This is a genomic window from Bradyrhizobium stylosanthis, assembly GCF_001641335.1.
GTDB classification, from domain to species: domain Bacteria; phylum Pseudomonadota; class Alphaproteobacteria; order Rhizobiales; family Xanthobacteraceae; genus Bradyrhizobium; species Bradyrhizobium stylosanthis.
This window is the reverse complement of sequence record NZ_LVEM01000004.1, coordinates 960428-985327: the sequence shown is the minus strand read 5'-3', so window position 1 is coordinate 985327 and position 24900 is coordinate 960428. Positions and strand designations below refer to the sequence as shown.

The 24900-nt window shown below is 65.7% G+C and carries 23 protein-coding genes; 16 read left to right on the top strand and 7 right to left on the bottom strand.

The features are described from left to right. Positions 1-55: 55 nt before the first annotated feature. From A7X65_RS31000 to A7X65_RS30990, 3 genes are all read left to right on the top strand, one after another. A complete protein-coding gene (locus A7X65_RS31000) occupies positions 56-3526 on the top strand; it encodes an ATP-binding protein (protein ID WP_063692418.1) in 3471 nt (1156 codons plus the stop codon). After that, positions 3523-4317, top strand: a complete 795-nt coding sequence (locus tag A7X65_RS30995; protein WP_063692416.1) for a protein-L-isoaspartate O-methyltransferase family protein — start codon at positions 3523-3525, stop codon at positions 4315-4317. Before A7X65_RS31000 ends, A7X65_RS30995 begins: the two co-directional genes overlap by 4 nt. A 93-nt stretch (positions 4318-4410) precedes the next feature. Next, on the top strand, positions 4411-5361 hold the full coding sequence (locus A7X65_RS30990) for a DUF6492 family protein (RefSeq protein WP_063692415.1): 951 nt from the start codon (positions 4411-4413) through the stop codon (positions 5359-5361). Between the two features lie 2 nt (positions 5362-5363). Here the strand turns inward: A7X65_RS30990 and A7X65_RS30985 are convergent, their stop codons facing one another. Together A7X65_RS30985 and A7X65_RS30980 are read right to left on the bottom strand one after the other, a co-directional pair. Beyond that, positions 5364-6431, bottom strand: coding sequence for an endo-1,4-beta-xylanase (locus A7X65_RS30985; protein WP_063692413.1), 1068 nt, complete (start codon positions 6429-6431; stop codon positions 5364-5366). After that, positions 6428-7516, bottom strand: a complete 1089-nt coding sequence (locus A7X65_RS30980; RefSeq protein ID WP_063692412.1) for a glycosyltransferase — start codon at positions 7514-7516, stop codon at positions 6428-6430. The genes A7X65_RS30985 and A7X65_RS30980 overlap by 4 nt, the downstream gene beginning before the upstream one ends. 262 nt (positions 7517-7778) lie before the next feature. On the opposite strand from A7X65_RS30980, the gene A7X65_RS30975 reads away from it, so the two are divergent. Then, positions 7779-9215: a lipopolysaccharide biosynthesis protein gene (locus A7X65_RS30975; RefSeq protein WP_063692410.1), complete on the top strand. Its 1437-nt coding sequence runs from the start codon at positions 7779-7781 to the stop codon at positions 9213-9215. 267 nt (positions 9216-9482) lie between these two features. After that, on the top strand, positions 9483-11045 hold the full coding sequence (locus tag A7X65_RS30970) for a L,D-transpeptidase (RefSeq protein ID WP_063692408.1): 1563 nt from the start codon (positions 9483-9485) through the stop codon (positions 11043-11045). Between the two features lie 26 nt (positions 11046-11071). Here A7X65_RS30970 and A7X65_RS30965 read toward each other — a convergent pair whose 3' ends face one another. The 5 genes from A7X65_RS30965 to A7X65_RS30945 form a co-directional block, all read right to left on the bottom strand. Beyond that, complete coding sequence (locus tag A7X65_RS30965; protein WP_063692407.1) at positions 11072-11884, bottom strand: class I SAM-dependent methyltransferase; 813 nt, start codon at positions 11882-11884, stop codon at positions 11072-11074. Positions 11885-11975: 91 nt separating this feature from the next. Then, a complete protein-coding gene (locus tag A7X65_RS30960; RefSeq protein WP_063692405.1) occupies positions 11976-12515 on the bottom strand; it encodes a VOC family protein in 540 nt (179 codons plus the stop codon). Positions 12516-12540: 25 nt separating this feature from the next. Continuing rightward, positions 12541-13509 carry a Bug family tripartite tricarboxylate transporter substrate binding protein gene (locus A7X65_RS30955; RefSeq protein ID WP_063692403.1) on the bottom strand — a complete coding sequence of 323 codons (969 nt, stop codon included), beginning with the start codon at positions 13507-13509 and terminating at the stop codon, positions 12541-12543. Positions 13510-13520: 11 nt separating this feature from the next. Beyond that, positions 13521-14414 (bottom strand): MBL fold metallo-hydrolase, encoded by an 894-nt coding sequence (locus A7X65_RS30950; RefSeq protein ID WP_063692401.1) that lies wholly within the window; start codon positions 14412-14414, stop codon positions 13521-13523. A gap of 3 nt (positions 14415-14417) precedes the next feature. Further along, entirely contained in the window at positions 14418-15623 is a 1206-nt protein-coding gene (locus tag A7X65_RS30945) for an ABC transporter substrate-binding protein (RefSeq protein ID WP_063692399.1), read from the bottom strand. Between the two features lie 167 nt (positions 15624-15790). On the opposite strand from A7X65_RS30945, the gene A7X65_RS30940 reads away from it, so the two are divergent. The 11 genes from A7X65_RS30940 to A7X65_RS30890 all read left to right on the top strand — a co-directional run bounded on the left by A7X65_RS30940 (position 15791) and on the right by A7X65_RS30890 (position 24862). Beyond that, positions 15791-16489: a TetR/AcrR family transcriptional regulator gene (locus A7X65_RS30940; protein ID WP_063692398.1), complete on the top strand. Its 699-nt coding sequence runs from the start codon at positions 15791-15793 to the stop codon at positions 16487-16489. Continuing rightward, positions 16467-17027, top strand: a complete 561-nt coding sequence (locus A7X65_RS30935) for a carboxymuconolactone decarboxylase family protein (RefSeq protein WP_063692397.1) — start codon at positions 16467-16469, stop codon at positions 17025-17027. The genes A7X65_RS30940 and A7X65_RS30935 overlap by 23 nt, the downstream gene beginning before the upstream one ends. A 1-nt stretch (position 17028) precedes the next feature. After that, positions 17029-17874: an SDR family NAD(P)-dependent oxidoreductase gene (locus A7X65_RS30930; protein WP_063692396.1), complete on the top strand. Its 846-nt coding sequence runs from the start codon at positions 17029-17031 to the stop codon at positions 17872-17874. A gap of 401 nt (positions 17875-18275) precedes the next feature. Next, entirely contained in the window at positions 18276-19118 is an 843-nt protein-coding gene (locus A7X65_RS30925; RefSeq protein WP_063692395.1) for a shikimate dehydrogenase, read from the top strand. 21 nt (positions 19119-19139) lie between these two features. Then, on the top strand, positions 19140-19973 hold the full coding sequence (locus tag A7X65_RS30920) for an amidohydrolase family protein (RefSeq protein WP_063692393.1): 834 nt from the start codon (positions 19140-19142) through the stop codon (positions 19971-19973). A gap of 25 nt (positions 19974-19998) precedes the next feature. Continuing rightward, positions 19999-21147, top strand: a complete 1149-nt coding sequence (locus A7X65_RS30915; RefSeq protein WP_063692391.1) for an ABC transporter substrate-binding protein — start codon at positions 19999-20001, stop codon at positions 21145-21147. A gap of 281 nt (positions 21148-21428) precedes the next feature. Beyond that, positions 21429-21950 (top strand): hypothetical protein, encoded by a 522-nt coding sequence (locus A7X65_RS30910; RefSeq protein ID WP_063692389.1) that lies wholly within the window; start codon positions 21429-21431, stop codon positions 21948-21950. Between the two features lie 44 nt (positions 21951-21994). Then, complete coding sequence (locus tag A7X65_RS30905; RefSeq protein WP_063692387.1) at positions 21995-22579, top strand: HutD/Ves family protein; 585 nt, start codon at positions 21995-21997, stop codon at positions 22577-22579. Between the two features lie 105 nt (positions 22580-22684). After that, positions 22685-23875, top strand: coding sequence for an adenylate/guanylate cyclase domain-containing protein (locus tag A7X65_RS30900; protein ID WP_063692385.1), 1191 nt, complete (start codon positions 22685-22687; stop codon positions 23873-23875). A gap of 548 nt (positions 23876-24423) precedes the next feature. Continuing rightward, a complete protein-coding gene (locus A7X65_RS30895; protein WP_245323954.1) occupies positions 24424-24648 on the top strand; it encodes a hypothetical protein in 225 nt (74 codons plus the stop codon). A gap of 1 nt (position 24649) precedes the next feature. Then, positions 24650-24862: a hypothetical protein gene (locus A7X65_RS30890; protein WP_063692381.1), complete on the top strand. Its 213-nt coding sequence runs from the start codon at positions 24650-24652 to the stop codon at positions 24860-24862. Positions 24863-24900: the final 38 nt, after the last annotated feature.

Below are 24900 nucleotides of genomic sequence, written 5' to 3'. Positions count from 1 at the left end.
ATCTGTGGTTGAGGCCCTAAAGCCCTTCGACGGAGTGAAGTCGGGCAGAATCACCATGCTGGAGAACGAGCCGGGCACGGAGACGGAAGGCGGGCTGAAGCGCTGGCTCGAAGGCATTGGCCTTGGCCACTACGCCGATCTCTTCGCCCAGCACCGCCTCGATCTCGATGTCATGGGAGACCTGACCGAAGCCGATCTGGTCGAGCTCGGACTGCCGCTCGGCGACCGCAAGCGGCTCCAGCGTGCCATGACCGCCCTGTTTCAGGCTGAAACGGCAGCCGCGCCGGCCACGACGGGGCGCCCGCAACCGCGGACCGAGGTCGGGGCGGAGCGGCGCCAGCTCACCACCATGTTCTGCGACATGGTGGATTCCACCTCGCTCTCCGTGCAGTTCGATCCGGAAGACGTGCGCGACATGATCGCGAGCTTCCGCGAAACCTGCGTCCGCGTGGTCAAGCACTATGAGGGCTTCGCCGCCCGCTTCGTCGGCGACGGCATCCTGGTCTATTTCGGCTATCCGACCGCGCATGAGGACGATGCCGAGCGTGCGGTGCGTGCCGGGCTCGAGATCGTGCGGGTGCTGTCGACCGCGCGCGCGATCGAGCCGCGCGGCGCGCTCAGCCATTCGCCCGCGGTGCGCATCGGGATCGCGACCGGCCTCGTCGTGGTCGGCGACCTCGTCGGGCAGGGCACCGAGGAGCGCGACTCTGCGGTCGGCGAGACCGTCAATCTCGCCGCGCGTCTGCAGGCCCTGGCGCCGCCCAACGGCGTCGTGATCTCCGCCTCGACACAGTCGCTGCTGAAGGGGAAGTTCGACTACCGCAGTCTCGGCGTCCATGCCCTGAAGGGCATCTCGGAGAAGGCGCAGGCCTGGCACGTGGTGCGGGCCTCGCGGGTGGAGACCCGCTTCGCCGCCGCGATGGGCGCGCGGCTGACGCCGCTCGTCAACCGCGAGGAGGAGATCGCGCTGCTGATGGGCCGCTGGCAGCAGGCCAAGGACGGCGACGGCCAGGTCGTGGTCAAGTTCGGCGAGCCCGGCATCGGCAAGTCCCGCATCATCCAGGAGATCTTCGAGCGGATATCGGGCGACCGGCACGGGCAGGTCTCGTTCCAGTGCTCGCCCTATTACACCTCCACCGCATTCTATCCGTTCGCCGAGCAGCTCAAATTCTCGCTCGGGCTCGACCGCGAGGATGCTTCCGCGATGTCGCTGGCGAGCCTGGAGACCGCAATCGCCGCCGCGCATGGCGACATCGAGCAGGTCACGCCGCTGTTTGCCGCGCTGCTGTCGATTCCCACCGGTGACCGCTATCCGCCGCTCGAGCTGTCGCCGCAGCAGCAGAAGGACGCGACCGTGGCGGCGCTGGTCAGCCATTTCCTGGGTCTTGCCCGCGACATGCCGATCGTGATCGCGTTCGAGGATCTGCACTGGATCGACCCGACCTCGCGCGAGGTGATCGACCTCCTTGTCGACCGGGTGCAGAACCGGCCGATCCTCGTCATCATCACCGCGCGTTCCGAATTCCAGCCGAGCTGGAACGCGCATTCGCATATCACCACGCTGGTGCTGAACCGTCTAAGCCGGCAGCTCCGCACGACGCTGGTTGAGCGCGTCGCAGGCCGCGAGCTTCCCAAGGAGGTGGTCGAGGAGATCATCGTCAAGACCGACGGCGTGCCGCTGTTCCTGGAAGAGCTCACCAAGACCGTTCTTGAATCCAACCTCCTGACCGAGCGGCATGGGCGCTACGTGCTCTCCGGCCCGTGGCGGCAGCTCGCGATCCCGGCAACGCTGACGGATTCGCTGATGGCGCGGCTCGACCGGATGGGCCCGTTCAAGCGGATCGCGCAGATCGGCGCCACCATCGGCCGCGAGTTCTCCTACGAGACGCTTCAGACCGTCGCCAATACGCCGGCGGAGCAGATCGTGGCCGCGCTCAACCATCTGGAGGAGGCCGGGCTGATCATGCGCCGCGGTCATCCGCCGGATGCGCTCTACTCGTTCAAGCACGTGATGATCCAGAACGCCGCGCATGCGAGCCTGTTGCACAGCGAGCGTCGCAAGCTGCATGCGCGCATCGCGCAGGTGCTCGCCGAGATGTATCCGGAGAAGACCGATCGCGAGCCGGAGCTATTGGCCCATCACCTCACCGAATCCGGCCAGAGCGAGGGCGCCGCGAGCTTCTGGCTCAAGGCCGGCAAGCAGGCGGCCAGGAGCGGCGCCAACCTGGAGGCGATCGGCCATCTGCGCCGGGGCTTAAGCGTCGTGCAGGCCAATGCGCGGATGCAGGGCGCCGACGAGATGGAGCTTGAGCTGCGCATCGCGCTCGGCAACGCGCTGATCGCGGCCAAGGGCTATGCCGTGCAGGAGGTCGAGGAGAACTACATCCGCGCGCTCGAGCTCGGGCAGCAGCTCGACGATGACGAGAAGGCCTTTGCCGCGACGCGTGGCCTGTGGGTGTGCCACTTCATCCGCGCCGATCTGACCCGCGCGCACGATCTCAGCGTCGAGCTCCTGAAATTCGCCAAGCGCGAGCGGCTCAACGAGCGGTCGCAGCCGGCGCAGCAGACCGGCTATCTGATCGAGGCGCATCGTTCGATCGCGATGACCATGCTCTATCGCGGCCGCTTTGCCGCCTCGCAGCATCACCTGCATCGCTGCATCAATCTCTACAGCCCCGACCTGCATTCCGATCTGATGGAGCGGCACGGCACCGATCCCGGCGTGGTCTCGCTGTCCTATCTCGGCTATCTGCTCTGGTTCCTCGGCCGGCCCGATGCGGCGCGCCAGCACAGCGAGCAGGCGATCGCCAATGCCGAGAAGATCCGCCATCCTTTCACGCTCGCCTTCGCGCTCGTGTTCGGCGCCTATCTCTGCCAGCATTTGCGCGACGTCGAGGGCACGCGCGACCACGCCAACCGCGCCATGATCATCGCGACCGAGCACAACTTCCTGCACTGGAAGCAGCAGGCCACGATCCTGCGCGGCTGGGCGCTGGCCCAGTTAGGGGAGGCCGACGAAGGCCTCAGCCAGATGCGCTTCGGCCTCGACGAATACGAGGCGATGGATTCCTGGCTCGCAGGCTGCTGGTTCCGCTGCCTGCTTGCTGAGGCCTACGCCAAGGTCGGCATGCGCGAGGCCGCCTTGCGCGCACTCGACGGCGCGCTCGCGACCGCGCGGCGGACCGGCGATCATTCCTATCTCGCCGAGGTCTATCGCCTGCAAGGCGAGATCACGCTGTCGGACGGCGACCCGGCGTCGGTGCAGGAGGCCGAGGATCTGTTCGCTCTCTCGCTGGACACCGCGCGCAAGCAAGGCGCGCTGTCGTGGGAGCTTCGTACCGCGGTCAGCCTCGCGCGGCTGTCGCATCAATCGGGCAGGCGTGAGCACGCGCGGCTCCTGCTCGTGCCGATCGTCGGCAGGTTCAGCGAAGGCTTCTACACGCCGGACTTGAAGCAGGCGATGCAACTGGTCAACGAGCTCGATGCGGACGTTCCGGTTCGCGAACAGGCCAGCGCGGTGAAATGAGCGATCTTTCTGCCGCGCGTGCGCGTTACGTCGCGATGATTGCGAAGCGCGAGCGGATTTCCTCACCCCGCCTGCTCGACGCGCTCGCCGCCGTTCCGCGCGAGGATTTTCTGGCGAAGGGCCCCTGGCGCATCAAGAGCGAGGCGGCGCGCAGCTATCGGCTGACGCCGGATGCCGATCCCGTTCATCTCTACGACAATGTGCTGGTCGCGATCGATGCCCGCCGCAAGCTCGACACCGGCCTGCCGAGCCTGTGGGCGCATTTCATCGATGTGCTCGACGTCGAGCGGGGGAACCGCGTCGTGCAGATCGGCGCCGGCCTCGGCTATTTCTCCGCGGTGCTGTCGATGATGGTCGGCCCCAAGGGCAGCGTGCATGCGATCGAATGCGACGAACGGCTTGCGGCTCGCGCAGCGACCTATCTGCGCGGCTATGGCAACGTCACGGTCGTCAACGGCGACGGGTGCAAGGACGTCGGCGAGGCCGCCGACGTGATCATCGTGCATGCCGGCTTTCCGCATCCGCATCCGCTCTGGCTCCGGTCGCTCCGTCCGCGCGGACGCCTGCTGGTGCCGCTGACCCAGCGGGATCGCGAGGGAGCCGCCCTCATGATCATGCGGCGCGGCAGGGGCTTCCAGGCCGAAGCCTTGCAGCAGATCCGGATCTTCCCCGGCCAGGGCCGCGGCGTGACAGCGCTCGACGACCGCGTCGCCGATTGGTGGCAGCGGGCTTCAAGCCTCGCGCCGCTGCGCTTCCGCGGCATCGAGCAAGGCCTGCCGTCGGACGGCTAACGCTTCGTTTCATTTTACCTTGATTCCGTTTGTGAGTTTGCAGCGCGTCCCGCCGCCGCTATGAGTGCGGCCTGATCGCCATGCGAGCGCCCCATGCATTCCGTTGCCCTGCTGACCGCCAGCTACGCCAAGGATATCGAGCGCTTTTCGCTGCTCAGCGAAAGCATCGACACCTGGCTGACGGGATACACGCGGCATTATGTTCTCGTTAACGATGAGGACGTGCCGCTGTTCGAGCGCTTTGCGTCGGACAAGCGCGTCATCGTTCCGGCTTCGCGTTACTTGCCGAAATGGCTGTTCGCGCTGCCGCCGGCGCTCCAGTTCATCAGCAAGCGGCGGGTCTGGCTGTCGCTGCTGTCCTCGCCCGTGCATGGCTGGCACATCCAGCAGATCCTGAAGATCGCCGGCGTCCTCAATGCGCCCGAGCAGCGCGTGTGCATCCTGGACTCGGACAATCTGTTCTTCCGCGAATTCGACGTCGGCCAATATGCCGGCGGCGAGAAGACGCCGCTCTTCGTCACGCCCAGGGGGATCGACGCCGGCCACCCCTTGCATGTGCTGTGGCTGCGCACCGTCGATCAGCTTCTCGGGATCAAGGAGCGCGCGTTCCCGGCCGAGGACTATGTCGGCAATGCGCTGGTGTGGGACAAGGACGCCGCGCGCGCGATGACCGACGCCATCAAATCGGCGACGGGCCTGAACTGGGCGCTGGCACTGTGCCGGAAGAAGAAGTTCTCCGAATATCTGCTGTACGGCAACTTCGTCGCCAATTCGCCGGAATATCTGGCGAGGCATCGGGTCACTGAAGACAGCATCGCCGTCTCGCACTGGGACGACACCCCCCTCGACCGTCCGGCGATCGAAGCACTGATGCATGCGGCCTCGCCCGAGCAGGTCGCGCTCTGCATCCAGTCCTATTCGTCGACCTCGATCGACGACATCCGTGACGTCTTCCGCCTCAGCTCGCGCGATCGCCGCAGCCCGAGCCTGTCCCCGGACCACATGGGGGACGCACCCGCGTTCGAGACGCCGAAGACGCGCTAGACTCAGGCGTCCCTGGTGAACTTGCTGATGACGTCCATGAACGGCTTCGGCTTGAACTCGCCGTCGAGCGGCAAGGGACGGTTCGGCTGCTTGTCCTTGCGGGCGAAGGTGCCGTTGATCCAGCTGTAGCGGTCCGAGAGGCCCCAGGTCAGGATCGAGCGCACCGGTCCGCTGGCCGAGATCGCGGTCAGCAGATCGTCGACCCGCTTGGCGACGACGGCGTCGCGCTCGGCGGGACTGCCCGTCAGCTTCTGATCGTCGACGTCGAGCTCGGTGACGAGAACCTCGAGTCCCCAGGAGCGCAGCTCGGTGACGAACTCGGCAAGGCCATGCGTGTCGATCTCGAGCTCGGCATGCAGATGCGATTGCAGCCCGACGGCATGCAAGGGAATGCCCTGGTCGAGCAGCTCCATGATCAGGTTGCGATAGGCCGCGCGCTTGGCGATGAAGGAGTCCTTCACCGACTCGATGTCGTACTCGTTGATGGCGAGCTTGACGGAGGGATCGGCCGCGGCCGCGGTGCGAAATGCCAGCGGGATCCAGTTTTTTCCGAGATGTTGAGTCCAGAACGTATCGCGCCGGTCGCTGATCCTCTTTGGATTGTCCGGGATCGGCTCGTTGACGACGTCCCACGACGTCAGCTTGTCCTTGTAATAGGACACGACAGTGCCGATGTGATCGAGATAGGCGCGCTCGACCCCCTTGCTATCCTTGATCTGCTTGGTCCAGTCCGGAATGTCGTGATACCAGGCGAGCGTGTGCCCGCGCATCGTCAGATCGTTCGCCCGCGCAAAATCCAGGATCGCATCGGCACGCTCGAAGGCGAAGGTGTGCGCGTCCGGCCGCAGCATCGGCCATTTCAGCTCGAGCACCGGCACCACCTGCGTGCAATAGGTGCCGATGGCTTCGCCGAGCCTGGGATCCGCTTGCAGGTCCCAGAGCGTGGCTGCCGCACCAAAGCCCTGACGGCGCTGAGCGAGTTTCGAGGCCGGGAGGGCCGACGCGGAGGCGCCGGCCGCGAGCGTCGCGGCGCTGCCGAGAAGAAACTGGCGCCGGTCGAGCCGCGTCACGCGTGACGCTGCATCGCAGCTTCCGCGATCTCGTAATAATGCAGCGCGCCCTTCTCGAGTGTCAGGTTCTCGACCACGTAGTCGCGCGGCGCGAAGTCGCCCGCGCTCACATGCGACCAGAATTTGCTCCAGCCGGAGGTGAAGCTGGCCGCATCGGTGAAGGTCATGCCGCAGCGCGCGTCGAAATACGGCACCGAGGACACGCCGCCTTCGTACTGCACCTTGTGCGGAAAATACTTCGGGTCCTGCCACGGCCCGCCGCGGTCCCACGCGAAGACGGGAACGCCGCTCGACAGCGCCTGCTGGCATGCGATGCCCTGGCTTTCGTGCTCGCACAGGAAGATCATGCTGCGGCAGCGCGCCAGCGCCGCCTTGTAATCGGCTTCCTTGTAGTGACCGTAGCGGATCACCTCGACCGTGCGGCCGCTGGCCTCGAGATGCCGACGGATCGGCTCGATCAGATCGGGCTCATATCGTTCGTAGTCCCAGCGGACCTTGTCGTAGAGCAGCACATCGACGCTCTTGCGGTCGGCCGGCGTCGGCGTCCACAAATCGGTGTCGATGCCGACGGGCCAGGCCTCGACATGGGGCCAGTGCGGACGGAACATGTCGGCATACCAGGCGCACGGCACCAGCACGCGTTTCACCTGCAGCTCGTTCAGCCGCTCCGGCGCATCGACCGGGTGGTCATACATGGCGACGCCGAGCAGGAGCGGGTTCTTCCACTTGAACCAGTCGAGCACGAAAGGCCGCCCGATGATGCAGGCGAGTTCCTCCGGGTGCTTCTGGATGTAGCGATAGTCGTTGACGCGATAGCGGATGCCGAGCCGGTCCAGGCCGGCGCACAGATTGAGGAGCACGCGCCGCTGCCCGCTGATGAAGGACTCGCCCTTGACGAGGCGCCGCAGCAGCGGCCGGATGTGGCGGTCACCGGGAAACCAGCGATCGTCCCGCTCTTCGAAGAAGAGGTTGAGGACCATTCTCTCGCGCCTTTGCGTGCCGAAATCCGCGGGAACCAGCGGAGCGTCGGTGCCGCCATGCGGCCGGGAGGTCGGGTGCGCCCGCGTTCGTTCGGCAACGTCCATGTCAGTCACGTCCACGCATCGGAGGGGTCGGGCGACCTTCTGATATTATTGCTTCTTTTCTGTGATCCCGACGGTCGCTTCAAGGACAGGGCAAATTTAACGCTAACGCGCGATAACCGCCGGCACGTTTCATTCGCAATCCGATTTGCAAGGCTATGCGACTATCTTGGCCGGCGCTGGCGGTGAGTTGCGGATGCCGCAGCAAAGGCCAATTGCTTTAACGTTCCGTTAATCATCACGTCGCCGCCGGTCCCGGGCTCGCATGCTGAACCGCCATTTCTCGATCTATCTGGTGGCCTACATCCTGCCTGCGGCGGTGGGCTTCTTCGCGGTCACCGCCTACACGCGGCTGCTCAGCCCGGCGGAGTACGGCGTCTATGTCGTCGGCATCAGCCTTGCCGGCATTCTCGGCGCGATCTTCTTTGCCTGGATCAAGCTGTCGGTGTCGCGCTATCAGGCGATGTCGGCGGAGGTGGACTTCCGCGGCACGGCGATGGTCGCCTTCGGCCTGACGGTTGCGGTGCTCTGCGCCACCACGCCGCTGGTGTTCCTGTTCCGCAGCGATGTCAGCGTCGAGCTGCTGCTCGCCAGCATGTTCGTCGCGATCATGGCCAATGCGGTCGATGTCGGCCAGGAGTTCGAGCGTGCCAAGCTGCGGCCCTATCGCTTCGCGGCGATCTCGATCGTGCGCAGCGTGTCGAGCGTGGGCTTCGGCCTCGCCGGCATCTGGCTCGGCTGGGGCGGCATCGGCCTGCTCGCCGCGTTTGGCCTCGGCTCGCTCGCCGGCATCATTCTCAATCTGGTCGGTGACCGCAGCAGGATCGCGCGCTTCGAGCGCAGCCAGTTCATGCAGCTGGCGCGCTATGGCCTGCCGCTGACGCTGGCCGGCCTCTCGGTCGCGCTGTACTCGAGCTGCGACCGCCTCATCGTCGCGTATCTCCTCGGCAAGGATGCCGCCGGCATCTTCGGCGTCGCCGCCGACCTGCCGCGCCAGTTCATGGTGATGATCGCCTCCAGCGTTGCGGCTGCGACCGTGCCCCTGGTGTTCCGGTCGCTGTCGGAGAAGAACAACGAGGTCACGCGCGAGCGGCTGAGCGAGAGTCTCGAGCTGCTGCTCGTGGTCGTCGCGCCGGTCGCGATCTGGCTGTCGCTCGCAACCGACCAGGTCGCGGGCACGCTCGTCGGCGTCGACTTCCGTGCCGGCGTGTCGGCGCTGTTGCCGACCCTGGTGCTCGCCCGCTTCTTCGGCATCGCCAACCAGTTCTACGTCCAGATCAGTTTCCAGCTTGCCGAGCGGCCCTTCATGCTGGCGGCGCAGTCGTTCCTGACCCTGGTGGTGAGCGTCGCCCTGATGTTCGCGCTGGTGGCGGGCTACGGGCTCTATGGCGCCGCACTCGCAACGCTCGCGACCGAGGCGATCGGCCTCGTCGTCGCAATCACCCTGATGCACCGGGCCCATCCCGTGCCGTTCGACGCGAGCCGGCTCGCCGGCGTCGCCGGTTCCGCCGCGGTGATGGCGGCGGCGATTCTGCTCGTGCGATCGCATGTCGACGGTACCGGCTTCATTGCGTTGACCGTGGTGAGTCTCGCCGGCGGGCTCGCCTATGCGGCAACGGCCTGGCTGCTCAACGTCGCCAATGTCCGCACCCTGTCGCTCCGCTTCCTGAGCCGCTTCAACCGGAAGCCGCTCGGCGCGTAGCTGCCGCCGTCGGGCAGGGGGGCTTCCTGCACCGCTCCGCCACCGGTCCCCGGACATTGTGCCGCAGCGGAAGATCGCCAGCCCAGGGCCAGCCACCGGCCCAGCCGCCCTTCCGCCCGTGCGGGCGGTCGTATATGAGAGATTGGCCGCCGGAACGGGCCGAATCTCGCCACAGACGGAACGTATGGCGGCTGTGATTTCTTAATTTAGAGGTCGCAAGCTGACATTGGACCGGACGCGCGGACTGGCATTTCGACCGAGGATGGCATGAAAAACCTGAAGACAACGGCGCGATCCACCGTGGCGATGCGGCGTTGGGGGCCTCCCGGAATTGTGACATTTGCCGCAATGGTCGCATTCGCGGCACTGGGCCCGGCGAACGCGGCCAAGCAGACGCGGCAGGTGGCCGAACAGGTGGCGCAGCGCGAGGCCGGCGAGCCGATCATGGCGATCGTGTCGATCAAGAGCCAGCAGGTCACCTTCTACGACGCCGAGGGCTGGATCCTGCGCGCGCCGGTCTCGACCGGCACCACCGGGCGCGAGACGCCCGCCGGCGTCTTCGCCATCGTCGAGAAGGACCGGGATCACCGTTCGACCATGTATGACGATGCCTGGATGCCGCACATGCAGCGCATCACCTGGAACGGCATCGCGCTGCATGGCGGCCCGCTGCCCGGCTATGCCGCCTCGCACGGTTGCGTGCGTATGCCGTTCGGCTTTGCCGAGAATTTGTTCGACAAGACCAACATCGGCATGCGCGTGATCATCTCGCCGAACGACGCCGCGCCGGCCGATTTCTCGCATCCTTCGCTGTTCGTGCCGAAGCGGGAGGCCATCGCGGCGGTGCCGAGCCGGGCCGACAAGCTCTCGTACGAAGCCGACGAAGCCACGCGGGCCTCCGACGAGGCCAAGAAGGCGGCGGCTGCGGCCGCGAAGGAGGCGGCCTCGCTTCCGGCCTCGCTGCGCAAGCTGGAACAGCAGAAGACCCGCGCCGATGCCGAGCTCGCCTTCGCCGAAAAGACGCTCGCGAACGCGAAGACCGATCAGGCCCGTGCCAAGGCCGAGGAGCTGAAGCAGAAGGCGGCCGCGAAGGCCGCAGATGCGACGACGCAGCTCGATGCCGCCAAGGCCGCCGCGCAGCCGAAGCGCGACGCCGTCGCCGCGACGAAAGAGGCGGCGAAGGTGGCCGCGACGAAGAAGGCCGACGCGGTGAAGGCCGCGACCGACGCCAAGCTCGCGCTCGAGCCGGTGTCGGTCTATATCAGCCGCGCGACGCAGAAGCTTTACGTGCGGCGGAACACCCACAAGCCGGCGCCGGATGGCGGCGGCGAGGTGTTCGACACCAGCATCGAGGTGCCCGTCACCATCCGAAATCCCGACCAGCCGCTCGGCACGCATATCTTCACGGCGATGGCCAGGAACGACACGGGCCTGCGCTGGAGCGTGGTCACGATCGACAGCGGCGACGACGCCAAGAACGCGCTCGACCGCATCACCATCCCGCAGGACGTCTGGGATCGCATCGGACCGACCGCGCTGCCGCGTTCGTCGATCATCATCTCCGACGAGCCGCTGAGCGCCGAGACCAACTACCGCACTGAGTTCGTCGCGGTGCTGAGCCACCAACCCCAGGGCGGCTTCATCACGCGCAAGCCGACCGCGCCTCCGATGGACGTTGCCAGCGACGACGGCTGGGACAATGGCGGCAACGGCTTCGGCTTCTTCTACCAGCAGCGCGATCCATACGTGCAGCCCGCCAATCCGCGCCGCCAGCGCGGTCAGTACCAGTACTTCCAGTCGACGCAGCCGATGCAGCGGAGCTGGTGGTAGCGCGCGTGCCGGGCTGATGCCCGGCGCTAGCGGCGCGCCTCGATCACGATCGCCTGGATCTTGCCCTCGACCGGTCCGGACCCGTGGCGCGCCCGGATCGCCTCGGCGACGTTATCGGTTGCGGCCTGCAGCCTGCTTGCATCCCGCGCCTCGATCTCGCTGCGCAACGGCGTGCCCTGGCAGAGCGCGATCGCGACGTATTCGGCCGACGGCGCGCGGCTGATCTCGGTTCGCGTTTCGATGCTGATGTCGCGGAAGCCGGCGCGTTCGAGATCGGATCGGATGACGGCCTTGTCGTGATAGCCGTGCGGCGTCCGGATCATGAAACGGGGCGGGTCGTCTGGAAACATCCTGCCGAGCGCTGCCGTTGCCTCGGCCGTGACCTCGTTGTCCTCGATGCGGTCCCAGACGTTGAATACGAACGTGCCGTCCGGCTTGAGGACGCGCCTCATCTCGCCGTAGGCCTTGACGCGGTCCGGAAAGAACATCGCGCCAAACTGGCAGCACACCACGTCGAACTCGGCCTCGCCAAAGGGCAGAGCCATTCCGTCCGCCTGGCGCCAGGTGATGCGGTCATCGTCGGCCTGACGCTGCGCGGCGACCGCCAGCATCGGCTCGTTCAGGTCGGTCGCGACGTAACGAACCCCGCGCGGCAGCACCGCCGCGACCGCGCGCGTCACAGCGCCGGTTCCCGCCGCGATCTCGAGCAGCACGGAAGGCGAGCGGGCCGCAATGCGCCTTGCGAGGTCCTCCGCATAGACGGCGAAGATCATCGGAACCAGATATTCGTCGTAGAGCTTTGGGATCGAGCCGGCGAAAACCTTGTCAGTGCTGGACATGCTTGCCTCGCTGCAGGTTCGGACACGAGGTCGCAAATTAGCATGGTTTCCCGCTCGCGCCAGCGACGGCAAGTCATCCCGACCACCGGCGCTATTGTCGCGAGCCGCCGACCTCGCGGATCGGCCGCGTGCCGTCCCAGCTCAACGCCGCCTGCCGGACCTTCTCGAAGAACGGTCCCTTGGTGCCGCTGATGTCGGAGATCTCGATGATCGTGCCCGGATGCGCCTGCGTATCGAAATAGGCAAAGCGTCCCTTGTCGCCGCCGATCTGGCCCTCGTGGCCGATCCTGTAGCCGAGCCCGATCGCCTTGTCGTAAAGCGACTGATAGTCGTGGCTCCAATACGACATGTGCTGCAGGCCTTCGTGACCGGCGTCCAGGAATTCCCTGTACAGCGACGGCGCGTCGTTGCGCTGCTGGATCAGTTCGATCTGGAGATCGCCGGAATTGGCCAGCGCGATGCTCATCTCGACGGCGGAATCCTCGCCACGATGGCGGAACCAGTCGGTCTTGACCCGGTCCATGTAGTACCAGGGGCCGACGCCCATCACCTCGATCCAGTGCTTCATCGCGGCGTGGATGTCCCGCACCACATATCCGTTCTGGCGCACCGCGCCGAAGATGCGGCTCATGCCCGGGCTCCCATTGTTTGCTTGCTCATTTCACCTCGATGCCGGCGTCCTTGGCAACCTGCTTCCAGGCCGCGATGTCGCGCGCGTTGATGTCGCGCTGCTCCTCGCCCGGGACGAATTGCGGCGTGATGCCGAGCTTCAGCAGCTTCTCCTTGACCTCGGCATCGCCGAGCGCGTCCTTCAGTGCGGCCGACAGCTTTTGCGCGACCGGCGGCGCCAGGCCCGCGGGCGCATACATCGCCCAGGACAGGCTGCGGTCGAACTGCACGCCCTGCTCCTTGTAGCTGGCGACATCGGGCAGGCTCGGCGAGCGCTCGCCGCAGGCGGCCAGCGCCTTGATCGAGCCGTCCTTCACCAGCGGCGTTGCGGTCGCAACGTCCAGCGTCGCGAGCGAGATGTGGCCGCCGAGCAGGTCGCCGGCCAGCTTGGCGATGCCGTTGAACGGCACGTGCTCCATCTTGATGCCGGTCTGCTGCATCAGGATCTCCGCGCAGAACTGCCCGGTCGAGCCGACGCCCCAGCTGCCGTACTGGATCGGCTCGCCCTTCCTGGCGAGCGCGATCAGGCCCTTGATGTCGTTGGCGGCGAAATCCTTGGTCGCCACCAGGATGATCGAGGAGACGCCGACGCGGCCGATGGTCGTGAAGTCCTTGATCGAATCGTAGGGCAGCTTTGGATAGATCGCGGGCGCCAGCACATGCGTGGTCATGCCGCCGACGGTGATGGTGTAGCCGTCATTCGGCGATGTCGCGACCATCTGCGTGCCGAGCGTGCCGGCCGCTCCCGTGTGGTTCTCGATATAGATGCTCTGTCCGAGCGTCTTGCCCATCCTGTCCGCCAGCAGGCGGCCGACCACGTCGCCGCCGCCGCCGGCCGCGTAGGGCAGCAGCATCTTGATCTTGTGCGTGGGATAGGCGGCAGGATCCTCCGCGCGCGACGGCAGCGTGGCCGACAGCAAGGCGAGAAGCGAAAGCGTGACGGTGCGCAGCATCATGTTGGCATTCCCTAATCTTCAAAACGAAATCTGTAGGCGTCGCCGTGCCTGACGACGCGGCCCGCGGTCGGCGCCGGAAAATGGCCGGTCAGCAGATAGCTCGACGTGTCCGCAAGCTCTTCCAGCAGCGCCATGCGCGTCGCGACCGCGGCGGCCGGATCGACATCGGCGGCATTGGACAGCCACGGCGCGGCACACTGGATCGGATGATGGATGACGTCGCCGGACATGACAGCGTGATCGTGGCCGCCATTGAGATGGATCTGCATGTTGCCGGCGGTGTGGCCCGGCGCCGGCGCAAAGCGCAGGGCGGCGTCGCGATCGTCAAACAGGCGATGGTCGGTTTCGATGAATTCGGAGAGGCCCGCCGCGACCACCGGCAGCACGGAATCCTCGAACGAGCCGTGGTTGACCGGGCTCTTCGGCGCGGCATTGTGGGATACCTCGAAATGCCGGTATTCCTCGCGCCCCATCAGGTAGCGCGCGTTGGGAAAGGTCGGCACCCAGCGGCCGTCGAGGAGACGCGTGTTCCAGCCGACGTGATCGACGTGCAGATGCGTGCACATCACGAAGTCGACCTCTTCGGGCGCAACGCCCAGCGCGCGCATGTTTTCCAGATAGGGCTGGTTGAGATCGTTCCACGCCGGCACGCGCGGCCGCTTCTTGTGGTTGCCGCAGCAGGTGTCGACGATGGCGGTCCACCGCGGCGTGCGCACGAGATAGGAGTGATGGCTGAGGATGAAGCGGCCGGTCTCCGGCTCGATATAGCGGTGATCGAGCCAGCTCCGGTTCTCCGCGATCACCGCATCGGTGACGTTGGCGAACAGCCAGGTCTTGTCGAACGAAAGCGAAGGGATCTCGCTGACGAGATCGACCCGCATGCTGCCGATCTTGACCTGCCGCATGCGTCAGTTCTTCAGGAGGTCGCCGAACGGCACCCAGCGTGTGCCGTCGAACCGGATCAGCTGCAGGCTGGTCATCGGTGTATAGCGCTCCGGCGAATTGTTCACCGCGGTGCCGTTGATCAGCATCGGCAGGCGCACGTCCTTCATCGTCGTCGCCTGCTTCATCACGTTGGCGCGGGTGAGGTCGTTGCCGGAGGCTTTGAGCACCGTCACCAGCGTTTGCGCGATGGTGTAGCCATAGACGTTCAGCCAGTCGCTCTTGTTGGCGTCCGGCAGGTACTTGTCCATGAACGCCAGCCATTCCTTGTACCCAGCATCGTCCTTATTCCCAGGGTCGGTTGCGTCCTTCAGGTACTGGCTGGAGATGACGCTGGTGGAATTGTCCTTGCCGGCGGGCTCCAACACGCCGCTGATCGAGGCCGAGACGTTGGAGATGATGGTCACCGGCTTCCAGCCGATCTCGCCGATCTTGCGGATCGCCTGCGCCGCGAATTTCGGTGTCGCCGCCACCAGCACGACGTCGGCGCCCGCGGTCTTCAGCTGCAGGATCTGCGTGTCCACCGTTGGCGCGGAGGTCTCGTAAGCGGCGCGCGCGACGATCGCCTCGCCGCTGCCGAGGCCTTCCTCCAACGCCTTCAGATAGTCCTTGCCGAGATCGTCGTTCTGGTAGAGCACGCCGATCTTCGCATTGGCGTGGCTGGTCTTGATGAACTTGGCATAGGCGATCGCCTCGTCGCGATAGGTCGGCTGCCAACCGACAGTCCACGGGAAGTTCTTCGGATCGTCCCACTTCGCGGCGCCCGAGCCGAGGAAGAGCTGCGGCACCTTGCGGTCGTTGAGATATTTGTGCACGGCGCTGTTGGTCGGCGTGCCGACGCCGCCGAAGATCAGCAGCACCTCGTCGCTCTCGACCAGCTTGCGCGTCTGCTCCACCGTCTTCGGCGGGCTGTAGGCATCGTCCGCGATGATCATCTGGATGCGGCGGCCGTTGACGCCGCCGTCGTCGTTCACCTTGCGGAAATAGGCCTCCGCGGATTTCGCGATCTGCGCAAAGGCGGAGACCGGGCCGCTCAGCGGCGCGGTGGTGCCGATCTTGATGGTCTTGTCGTCGGCACCGGGATCGTATTTCGCGGTTTGGGCGGAGGCGGCGCCGGCTGCGAGCAGCAGGATGCAGGCCGCGCGAAGGCGAAGGCGGGCAAAGCGCGCCATGACGTCGTCTCCCCAAAATTGCTCTCCGCCTCTCTGAGGGCGGAGTTGAAACGCGAGAACAGCGCCCGAAGCAGGCTTGCGGGCAGCGACCGTTGCCGCCAGTCTGGCGAGACGAACGATCGTTCGTACGGTTGACTAGCGAACGATCGTTCGTTAGTCAAGTCGCCATGGCTGTCCACACCTCCAGCGCGGCGGAAGCGGCTGCGCCCACGACGCGCGAGCGCATCCTGACCGAGGCGCTCGATCTGTTCGCGCAGAGCGGCTATGGCGGCGCCTCGATGCGCGAGCTGGCACGCCGCGTCGGCATTCGCGAAAGCAGCCTCTACAACCATTTCTCCGGCAAGGCCGCGATCCTGGAAGCGATCGTGAGCGAGCACGGCCCCGCAAGCTCGGCGAGCCGTCTGGAAGAAGCGCGCTACAAGCAGCTCGCGCGCCAGCCCGCCGCGTTCTGCCGGCAGTTTGCATTGGACCTCGTCGAGCAATGGTCCGATCCGCGCGAGCATCAGTTCCAGAAGGTCATCACCGCCGAGCGTAACCGCGTGCCCGGCATCCGCGCCAAGTTCGCCGACCATTTCTACGCGCGCGAGCAGAGCATGATGACGGATTATTTCCGCGGCTTCGCGCTCGCCGGCCTGATCTCGACGCCGGATCCGCGCGAGACCGCGCGGCTGTTCGCGGCTGGTCTCATCTATATCCGCCTCGAGCATTACGTGATGGGCGCGGCGCCCTCGCCACGGCCGAAGGTGATCGAGGCGATCGACCGCTATCTCGCCTTTTTCCTGTCGCTGATCGCGGCAGGCAACGACACCGACAACAAGAAACGAAAGCCCAAGGGAGAAACGCGTGGCAAGGCTGCCCCTGATTGATCCGGAGACGACGAGCGGCGACATCCGCGCCTCGTTCGACCGCATGCCGGTCAAGCTCAACATCTTCCGCATGATGGCCCATGCCGAGGCCAATATGATCCCGGCGATGCGGCTCGGCAATTCGATCCTGCACAAGCAGAAGCTTTCCGCGGTCAACCGCGAGCTGCTGATCCTGCAGGCCGCGCAGCTCGAGGGCGGCGCCTATGAATGGCGCCAGCACGTGCCGATCGCGCTCGGCGTCGGCTGCACGCAAGGCCAGATCGATGCGGTCGAACGCGCGGACTACGATGCCGCCGCGCTGAACGAGGCCGAGCGTGCCTTGCTGAAGTTCGGCCGCGAGGTCGTCGAGAATGTCCGCGTTCCCGAGGCGACCTTTGCCGCTGCGCGACAACATTTCAGCGAGCAGGAGATGGTCGAATCCATCGTCGCGCTCGGTTTCTACATGATGATGGCGCGCCTCACCGAGGCGACCGAGACCGATCTCGATCCCGCGGCCGGCATGAAGGTCTATGACGGCGGCAAGAAGTCGGGCGGCTGAGATGAGCAACACCGAGAGCAAGCCGGAGCGTTACGTTCGTCCGCCCAGCGCGGAGTCGCTGGGCGAAGCGCCGGGCAGGGGGCGCCTGAAGGGCCGCCGCATCCTGATCGTCGGCGGCGGCCAGCGCGTGTTCGACGTGGCCACCGATCCCATCGGCAACGGCCGCGCCATGAGCATCCTTTGCGCACGCGAAGGTGCGAAGGTTGCGGTGGCCGATCTCAACCACGCCTCCGCGCAGCAGACCGTCAAGCACATCACCGATGACGGCGGTGAGGGCTTTGCGATCACGGCCGATGTCACGTCGGAGGCTGACGTGCAGCGCATGATCGACGAGGCGCATCGCGCCATGGGCGGCCTCGACGGCATGGTGCTGAACATCGGCACTTTTGGAAAGACCGGGCTCGACAATGTCAGCCCCGAAGAGTGGAACAAGATCTACGACGTCAACGTTCGCGGCCCCATGCTGTGCTGCCGCGCTGCAATGCCAAAGTTCGACAATGGCGGCTCGGTCGTCTTCATCTCCTCGATCGCCGCGCTGAAGGCGGGCTCGCAGATGGCGGTCTACGATTCATCCAAGGCCGCGCTCGGCGGCCTGATGCGCAACATCGCCCATCTCGGATCGCGCCGCGGCATCCGCGCCAACCTCGTCTATCCCGGCCTCGTCGACACCCCCAACGGCCGCGAAGCCGGCGCCGGCCGCCCCAACCGCGGCAAGGGCCACGTCCCCTTCGGCCGGCAGGCGACAGCGTGGGAGATCGCCTACGCCGTGCTGTTCTTCCTGTCGGACGAAAGCGTCTACGTCACTGCACAGACCCTCGCGGTCGATAGCGGCCTGAGCGGGATGTAAGCCGAACGTCGTTCGCCAGCTTCGTAGCCCGGATGAAGCGAAAGCGTAATCCGGGACCGCTGCGTCCTCGCGAGAGCCGCCCCGGATTTCGCTTCGCTCCATCCGGGCTACGGACAACGAGGCATGATGCCTCCCCAACGTCGTCCTGGCGAAGGCCAGGACCCATAGCCACCGTCCAACATTGTCGGAAGACGGTGTGGCCATAGCTCGCCCTGTTCACAACCATTCGGGGTAATGGGTCCTGGCTTTCGCCAGGACGACGGCGATTTGTGGCCCTCCGACACGGCTTTACTCCGCGCAGCCACCCCCAGATTCACATTGCACCTTCTAGGCATTCCCTCTAATTATCTTGGACAAATGACCAAATAAAATGGTCGCGTGACAAGGACGGGAAGCGCAGCATGTCGCAGGCGGACGGATTTGGCTTGGCGGGCGTCATCGGCATGCCCGTGGCGCATTCGCGATCGCCGGTCATCCATAATTACTGGCTGAAGGCGCACGGCATCCGCGGTTCCTATGTGCCGCTCGCGGTCAAGCCGGAGCGGCTCGAGGATGCGCTTCATGGGCTGATTGCGCTCGGCTTCCGCGGCTGCAACGTCACCATGCCGCACAAGCAGACGGCGATGCCGCTGCTCGACCGCGTCAACGAAACGGCCAAGCGCATCGGCGCGGTCAACACCATCGTTGTCGAGACGGACGGCTCGCTCTCCGGCTTTAACAACGACGGCAACGGCTTCGTGCAGAGCCTGCGCGACGCCAAGGCCGACTGGCGCGGCGATGCCGGGCCGATCCTGCTGCTGGGGGCAGGGGGCGCCTCGCGCGCGGTGGTGGTCGCGCTGCTCGAAAACGGCGCGCGCGAGATCCGCATCGCCAACCGCACCGCCGAGAAGGCCGAGGCGATCGCCAGGGAATTCGGCTCCGCCGTGAGCACGGTCGCGTGGAACGATCGCGGCGCGGCGCTCGGCGATGTCGCGCTGCTCGTCAACTGCACCGATCGCGGCATGGTCGGCAAGGATGCGCTGGAGATCGACCTGTCGCGCCTGCGGCCGGAAACGCTCGTCGCCGATCTGATCTACACGCCGCTGGAAACGCCCTTCCTCGCCGCGGCCCGCGCGCGCGGCTGCGTGACGGTGAACGGGCTCGGCCTTCTGCTCAATCAGGCCCGGCTCGCCTTCAAGGCCTGGTTCGGCGTCATGCCCGAGGTGACGCCCGAACTGATCAAGGCGATCGAAGCGACGTTCTGACCAACCGGGGAGCTTTGCGCCATGACGCTGCCGGTGTCCCCCAGGATCGACTGCCACATTCACGCCATCGATCCCGTCCGCTTTCCCTATTCCGACGACACGCCGTATCGGCCGAGCGGCCAGGAGATCGCGCCCGCGGCGCAGCTTCTCCGTGTGTTCGACGCCTTCGATGTCCGCCACGCGCTGGTCGTCGCCACCAACACCGGTTACGGCAGCGACAGCCGCATCCTGCTCGACACGCTCGCGCAAGGCGGCGGCCGCTTTCGCGGCGTCGCCGTCGTCGAGAATGACGTCGACATCGGGGAGCTCGAGCGGCTGAAAGCCGCCGGCGTGATCGGCGTTGCCTTCAACGTGCCGTTCCACGGCGCCGCCTATTATCTCGAGGCCGCGCCGCTGCTGGAGAAGCTCAAAAGCCTCGACCTGTTCCTCCAGATCCAGGTCGAGCAGGACCAGTTGCTCGACCTGCTGCCGCTGATCGAGAAATCAGATGTGCGCCTGGTGTTCGACCATTGCGGCCGTCCCTCGGTCGCGCAGGGCTTGCAGGGCAAGGCTTTCCAGGCACTGCTCGCCATCGGCCGCGAGCGCGACGCGCACGTCAAGCTGTCAGGCTATTACAAGTTCTCGCAAGCGCCGCATCCCTATGAGGATACCTGGCCGTTCATCGCAGCGTTGGTCGAGGCCTTCACGCTCGACCGCTGCGTCTGGGGCTCGGACTATCCGTTCCTGCGCGCGCCTGAAAGGCTTGATTACGGGCCGCTGCTCGCGGTGCTGACCAGGCTGTTTCCGGATCCGGGCGATCAGCATCGCCTCTTGTGGCGAACGCCGGCAAAACTGCTCGGCTTCGCGGGATCATAAAAAGAGCAAAGGGGAGGAGAACATCATGAGGCATCTTGCAGGGACGCTCGGCATCGCCGCATCGCTCTGGGCCGGCGCGGCCGGCGCGCAGACCACGGTCTACATCCCCGACGTCATCGAGCTGTCCGGTCCCGGCGCCGTCTCCGGCACCAACTGGCGCGACGGCGTCGCGCTCGCCGTGGACGAGATCAACGCCGGCGGCGGCATCTTGGGCCGCAAGATCCAGACCGAGCATCTGGACACCCAGAGCAATCCCGGCATCTCGCGCGCCCAGGTGCAGAAGGTCCTCGACAAGGATCCCTATGTCGTGCTCGGGCCGATCTATTCCGGCTCGGTCAAGGTCAACATGGCGCTGACGCAAGGCGCCGAGATTCCGCAGATCGTCGGCGCAGAGGCCGCCGACATCACGACGCAAGGCAATCCCTGGGTCTTCCGCACCGCCTTCGGCCAGCAATTCTCGATGCCGAAGATCGCCAACTATCTGCACGACAAGCTCAAGGTGAAGTCGGTGGCCCTGGTCTGGGTCAACAACGATTTCGGCAAGGGCGGCCGCGACAATTTCCTGAAGGAGATGAAGTCGCGCAGCATCGACATTGCGGCCGACATCTCGACCGAGCAGGGCCAGGTCGATTTCGGCTCCGACGTCATCAAGCTCAAGGGCGCCAAGGCGGACGCCGTGTTCGTCTATACCAACGAGGAGGAGAGCGCCCGCTTCCTGATCGAGGCGAAGCGGCAGGGCCTGTCGACGCCGCTGTTCGGCGAGACCACGCTGCTCAGCCAGAAGGTGGTCGAGCTCGCCGGCCCCGCCGCCAACGGCGTGCGCGGCCATGTCGGCCTGTCCGCCGATGCGCCGGTGCCCGCGATCGAAGAATTCACGAAGAAGTTCAGCGAGCGCTACAAGTACCGGCCCGACCACAACGGCATCAAGGGCTACACCGCCGTCTATCTCGTCAAATACGTCACCGAAAAGCTTGGCAAGTTCGACAGCAAGGCCTTTGGCGCCGCGATGAAGGGCCTGACGCTGACCCCCGACAAGGCGCCGGGCATGCTGATGGAAGCGAGCTGGGACCAGAACGGCGACATCGACCGCGCCAGCTTCCTTGCCGAGATCATCGACGGCAAGCAGAAGATCGTCGAGACCCTGCCGAAGCTGAAGGGCGGCAAGGGGGAGTGAGGGGCGAGGGATGCGTAGCCCGCATGAGCGAAGCGACATCCGGGATAGGTGCCCCCGCATGGCGCTGCGCTCATGCGGGCTACGCGCTTTCGCCATGACGGCTTTGCCTTGGTCGCGCAAGCCCCGCTCCATCCTGTGATGGGATCAAACTGCCGGGCAATTTCTGCAGCGTGGACCGACGTCGAGACGACATCGCGCGAGAAAGCCGATGGGAATCAACCGGCCTTCGCTGGCATGGATATTGCTGAATATTTCCGCGCAATGACTCCAGGAATGAATCCGTGACCAGCGTCAGCTACACCGTCCCGCCGAACTGGACCGCAGGCTCCGACAAATCAGGCGCCAGCAAGAACAGGAATCCGAACGATCCGAACATGCTGACGACGGGCGCCTATGGCAGCGCCTTCGAGCTGATGCTCGACAGCCACGCCAACGCCGACGGCACCACGACGGAGACGCTCACCTACAAGAGCTACGACGGCAAGACCAACGGGACGTTCTCCGCGACCGCCGAGACCGGAACCGGCGCCGACCTCAGCAGTGCCTATCAGTCCCTGCTCGCCACGCTCCAGGCCAACGGCGAGATGGACGACAAGACCGCCGCCCGGCTCAACGACGCCATGGGCGAGCTCGACACCAAATCGGCCGGCGGCAGCACCGACGCAACCATCTCCGGCGGCGGCCTGCTGGTGCAGTCCGGCGGCCCGGTCTATTTCAACGGCATCTCGGCCTATCAGAACCAGTTCGTGGATGCGCTCGTCAACGAGCTCAGCACCAGGCTGAACCTCGACGCCAAGGCGTGAGACGATTAATGATGTGCGGGTGATCCACGGGACGCTCGCCACACATGAAGACCACGCTGCTGAAATCCGAAGACTATACCCGCTCGCCCTGGAAGAACGGCGGCGGCATCTTCACCGACATTGCGGGCGCCTGGCGCGCCGACAGCCCGGTGAGGGATTGGAACAGCCTGCTCTGGCGCTTCGCCTCCACGCCGATCGTGACGCCCGGTCCCTTCTCCCACATGCCCGGCATCGACCGCCTGCAGATGGTCGTCGGCGGACGCGGGCTGGTGCTGAAGTCGCCCACGCAGGAGTTCGACGAGCGTGAACCCTTCACGACGGTGCGCTTCACGGGCGAGATGGAGATCGTGACCGCGCTGGAGGCTGGTCCCGTCGAGGTCGTGAACCTGATGGCGCGGCGGGGAGCGGCCGACATCGAGCTTGCGGCGGTGAGGGAACCGGGCGAGCGGTCATTGCCTGCCGGCACGCATTTGCTCTACGCGGCGCGTGGCGACTGCAGCATCCGTCTCGGCGAGGAGGATTTTGCGATTTCGCACGAATCTACGCTGAAGGTCGAGCTGACCGAGGTGTCCAGCCTGGTGCTGGTTTCGGGCCTGGCGGTGTTGGCGTCGATCCGGCTCGTCGGCTAAGTTGCGGCGGCCTTTTGCGAACAATCCGTGCAACTGGCTAGGTTGACGCCGCGGCCCCGGCGCACGATATCTCTTGTCGATGCAGACTGCCGCGAAGGGCCGGATATGACCACGCCAGACCGAAATGCCCCGACGCTGTCCGACGGCGTCGTCGACTGGCTGACCAACGGCACGCGCGACGAGCGCTTCATCGACAACATCTTCGCGCAGATGTGCAACCGGATTCAGCAGGCCGGCATCCCGCTCAAGCGGTCGACGCTTCACATCCTGATCAATCACCCGCAATGGCTGGGCGCCCGCTTCATGTGGTCCGATGGGATGCGGGACGCGCAGATCGCACTGGTCGACTACGACGTTCGCGAGCGGCCCGAATATATCGGCAGCGCCGCCAACGAGATGCAGGACGGTGCGACCGAGGTGCGCGAGAACCTCGAACGGGATCCTTCGCTCGGCCGCAAGCATGCTCTCTATGACGAGATGCGCGAAAAGGGCCTGACCGACTATGTCGCCTGGCCGCTGTATCACACGCTCGGCAAGCGCCATTTCATCACCTTCGCCACCGACCGTCCCGGCGGCTTCGACGACGTGCACATCAAGGCCTTGAAGAACGTGCTGCCGGTGCTGGCGCTGGTCAGCGAGATCCGGATCAAGAACCGCCTGGCACGAACGCTGCTGGAGACCTATGTCGGCGCCCATGCCGGCGAGCTGATCCTGGCCGGGGCCACCCGGCGCGGCACCGGCACCACGGTGCGCGCGGCGATCATGATCTGCGACTTGCGGGATTTCACCAAGATCTCCGACAACTGGCCGCGCGACGACGTCATCGACCTGCTCAACGATTATTTCGACGCGATGTCGGAGCCGATCGCGAGGCACGGCGGCGAGATCCTGAAGTTCATCGGCGACGGCCTGCTCGCGATCTTCCCGCTGAGCAAGCCCGATGCCTGCATCAATCTGCTGCACGCCGTGACCGAGGCGCGGCAGGCCATGGCCGGGCTGAACGAACGCAACAACGGCAGCGGCCGCGCGCCGCTGAACTACGGCATCGGCGTCCATGTCGGCGACGTCATGTACGGCAATATCGGCTCGTCGAGCCGGCTCGATTTCACCGTGATCGGCCCCGCCGTCAACATGGCCTCGCGCCTCGAGGCCCTCACCAAGCAGATCGGGCGCAACGTGGTGCTGTCGCGCGACTTCGCCGAGCTGGTCCAGCCGAAATTCGAGCTGGAGCGTGTCGGCAAATACGAGGTCCGCGGCTTTAGCGACCCGATCGAGCTGTTCGCGCTTCCCAGCTGACACGCGCGCGAATCGGCGCGGCCGTCGTCGCTCGATCTCCGTCCCGCCTTTGGTTCCATTTCCATCGAACGATGCTCCGGCGCGTGCGGCGTTGCGCGCCGCTTGCGCAAACGCACGTCTACCGCCGCGCGCGCCGTGCACGCAGCCGCGCTTCGTGCGGTTGGGCAATTGAGGGCGCCTTGTCGAAAGAGATCGCCGCGCGGGACTCGTATGGTGATGTCATCGGCGGGCACGTACCACGAGCTGCCGCTTCATCGGGACGCAAGACTCGCTCCCCGGTGCAACAGGCGAGGTGATCGGCGACGTCGGGCGTGACGGCAGAAGGAGGCCTCAATGCCAACTTGTTCCGCAAATCTCAATGGTCGAACCGGGCGGTGCGCGGTCTGCGACGGCAGGTTCGGTCTCGTTCGGTACTACGCGTGGCGCAAGCCGCTTTGCTCGAAGAAGTGCGTCGAGCGGTTCACGATGCGCCGCCGGGATGACCGCGACTGGGTAGGCCGCTTCCCGGTCGCTTTCGAAAACCCTTCAGACCATTGTGTGAGGATGCCATGACGCTGCAGATCTCTGGACGAAGCAAACAATATATGGAAACTGCGCAGAGCCTGCTCCGCGCTGCCCGCGGCATGACCGACGAGGTGGTTGCGACGCGGCTGAAGATGCTGGCCGATGATTATCAGCGGCGCGCCGAAAAGGCTTCCAGCGCCGATGCCGCCCGGTCGGTGGCACGCTCGGCCGCCAAAGCCGAATACGACTGGTCGCAGGAGCTCGTGTGAGATGATCAGGATCATCGCCGTGCTCTGCCGTCTCGCCTCTCCGACGGACTGCCACGAGCAGATCGTCACGACCTCGGACTTTGCGGACGTGACGATGCAGTCCTGCCTGATGGGTGCGCCGCAGCTCGCCGAATGGATGGCGCAGCATCCGGGCGAACGTCTGGCTGCATGGCGCTGCACGATCGGCAGTCGGGTGGACGGCAGGGGCGCTTGAGGCGCGGAGAACACGGCCGCGATTCGCGAACCACCGTT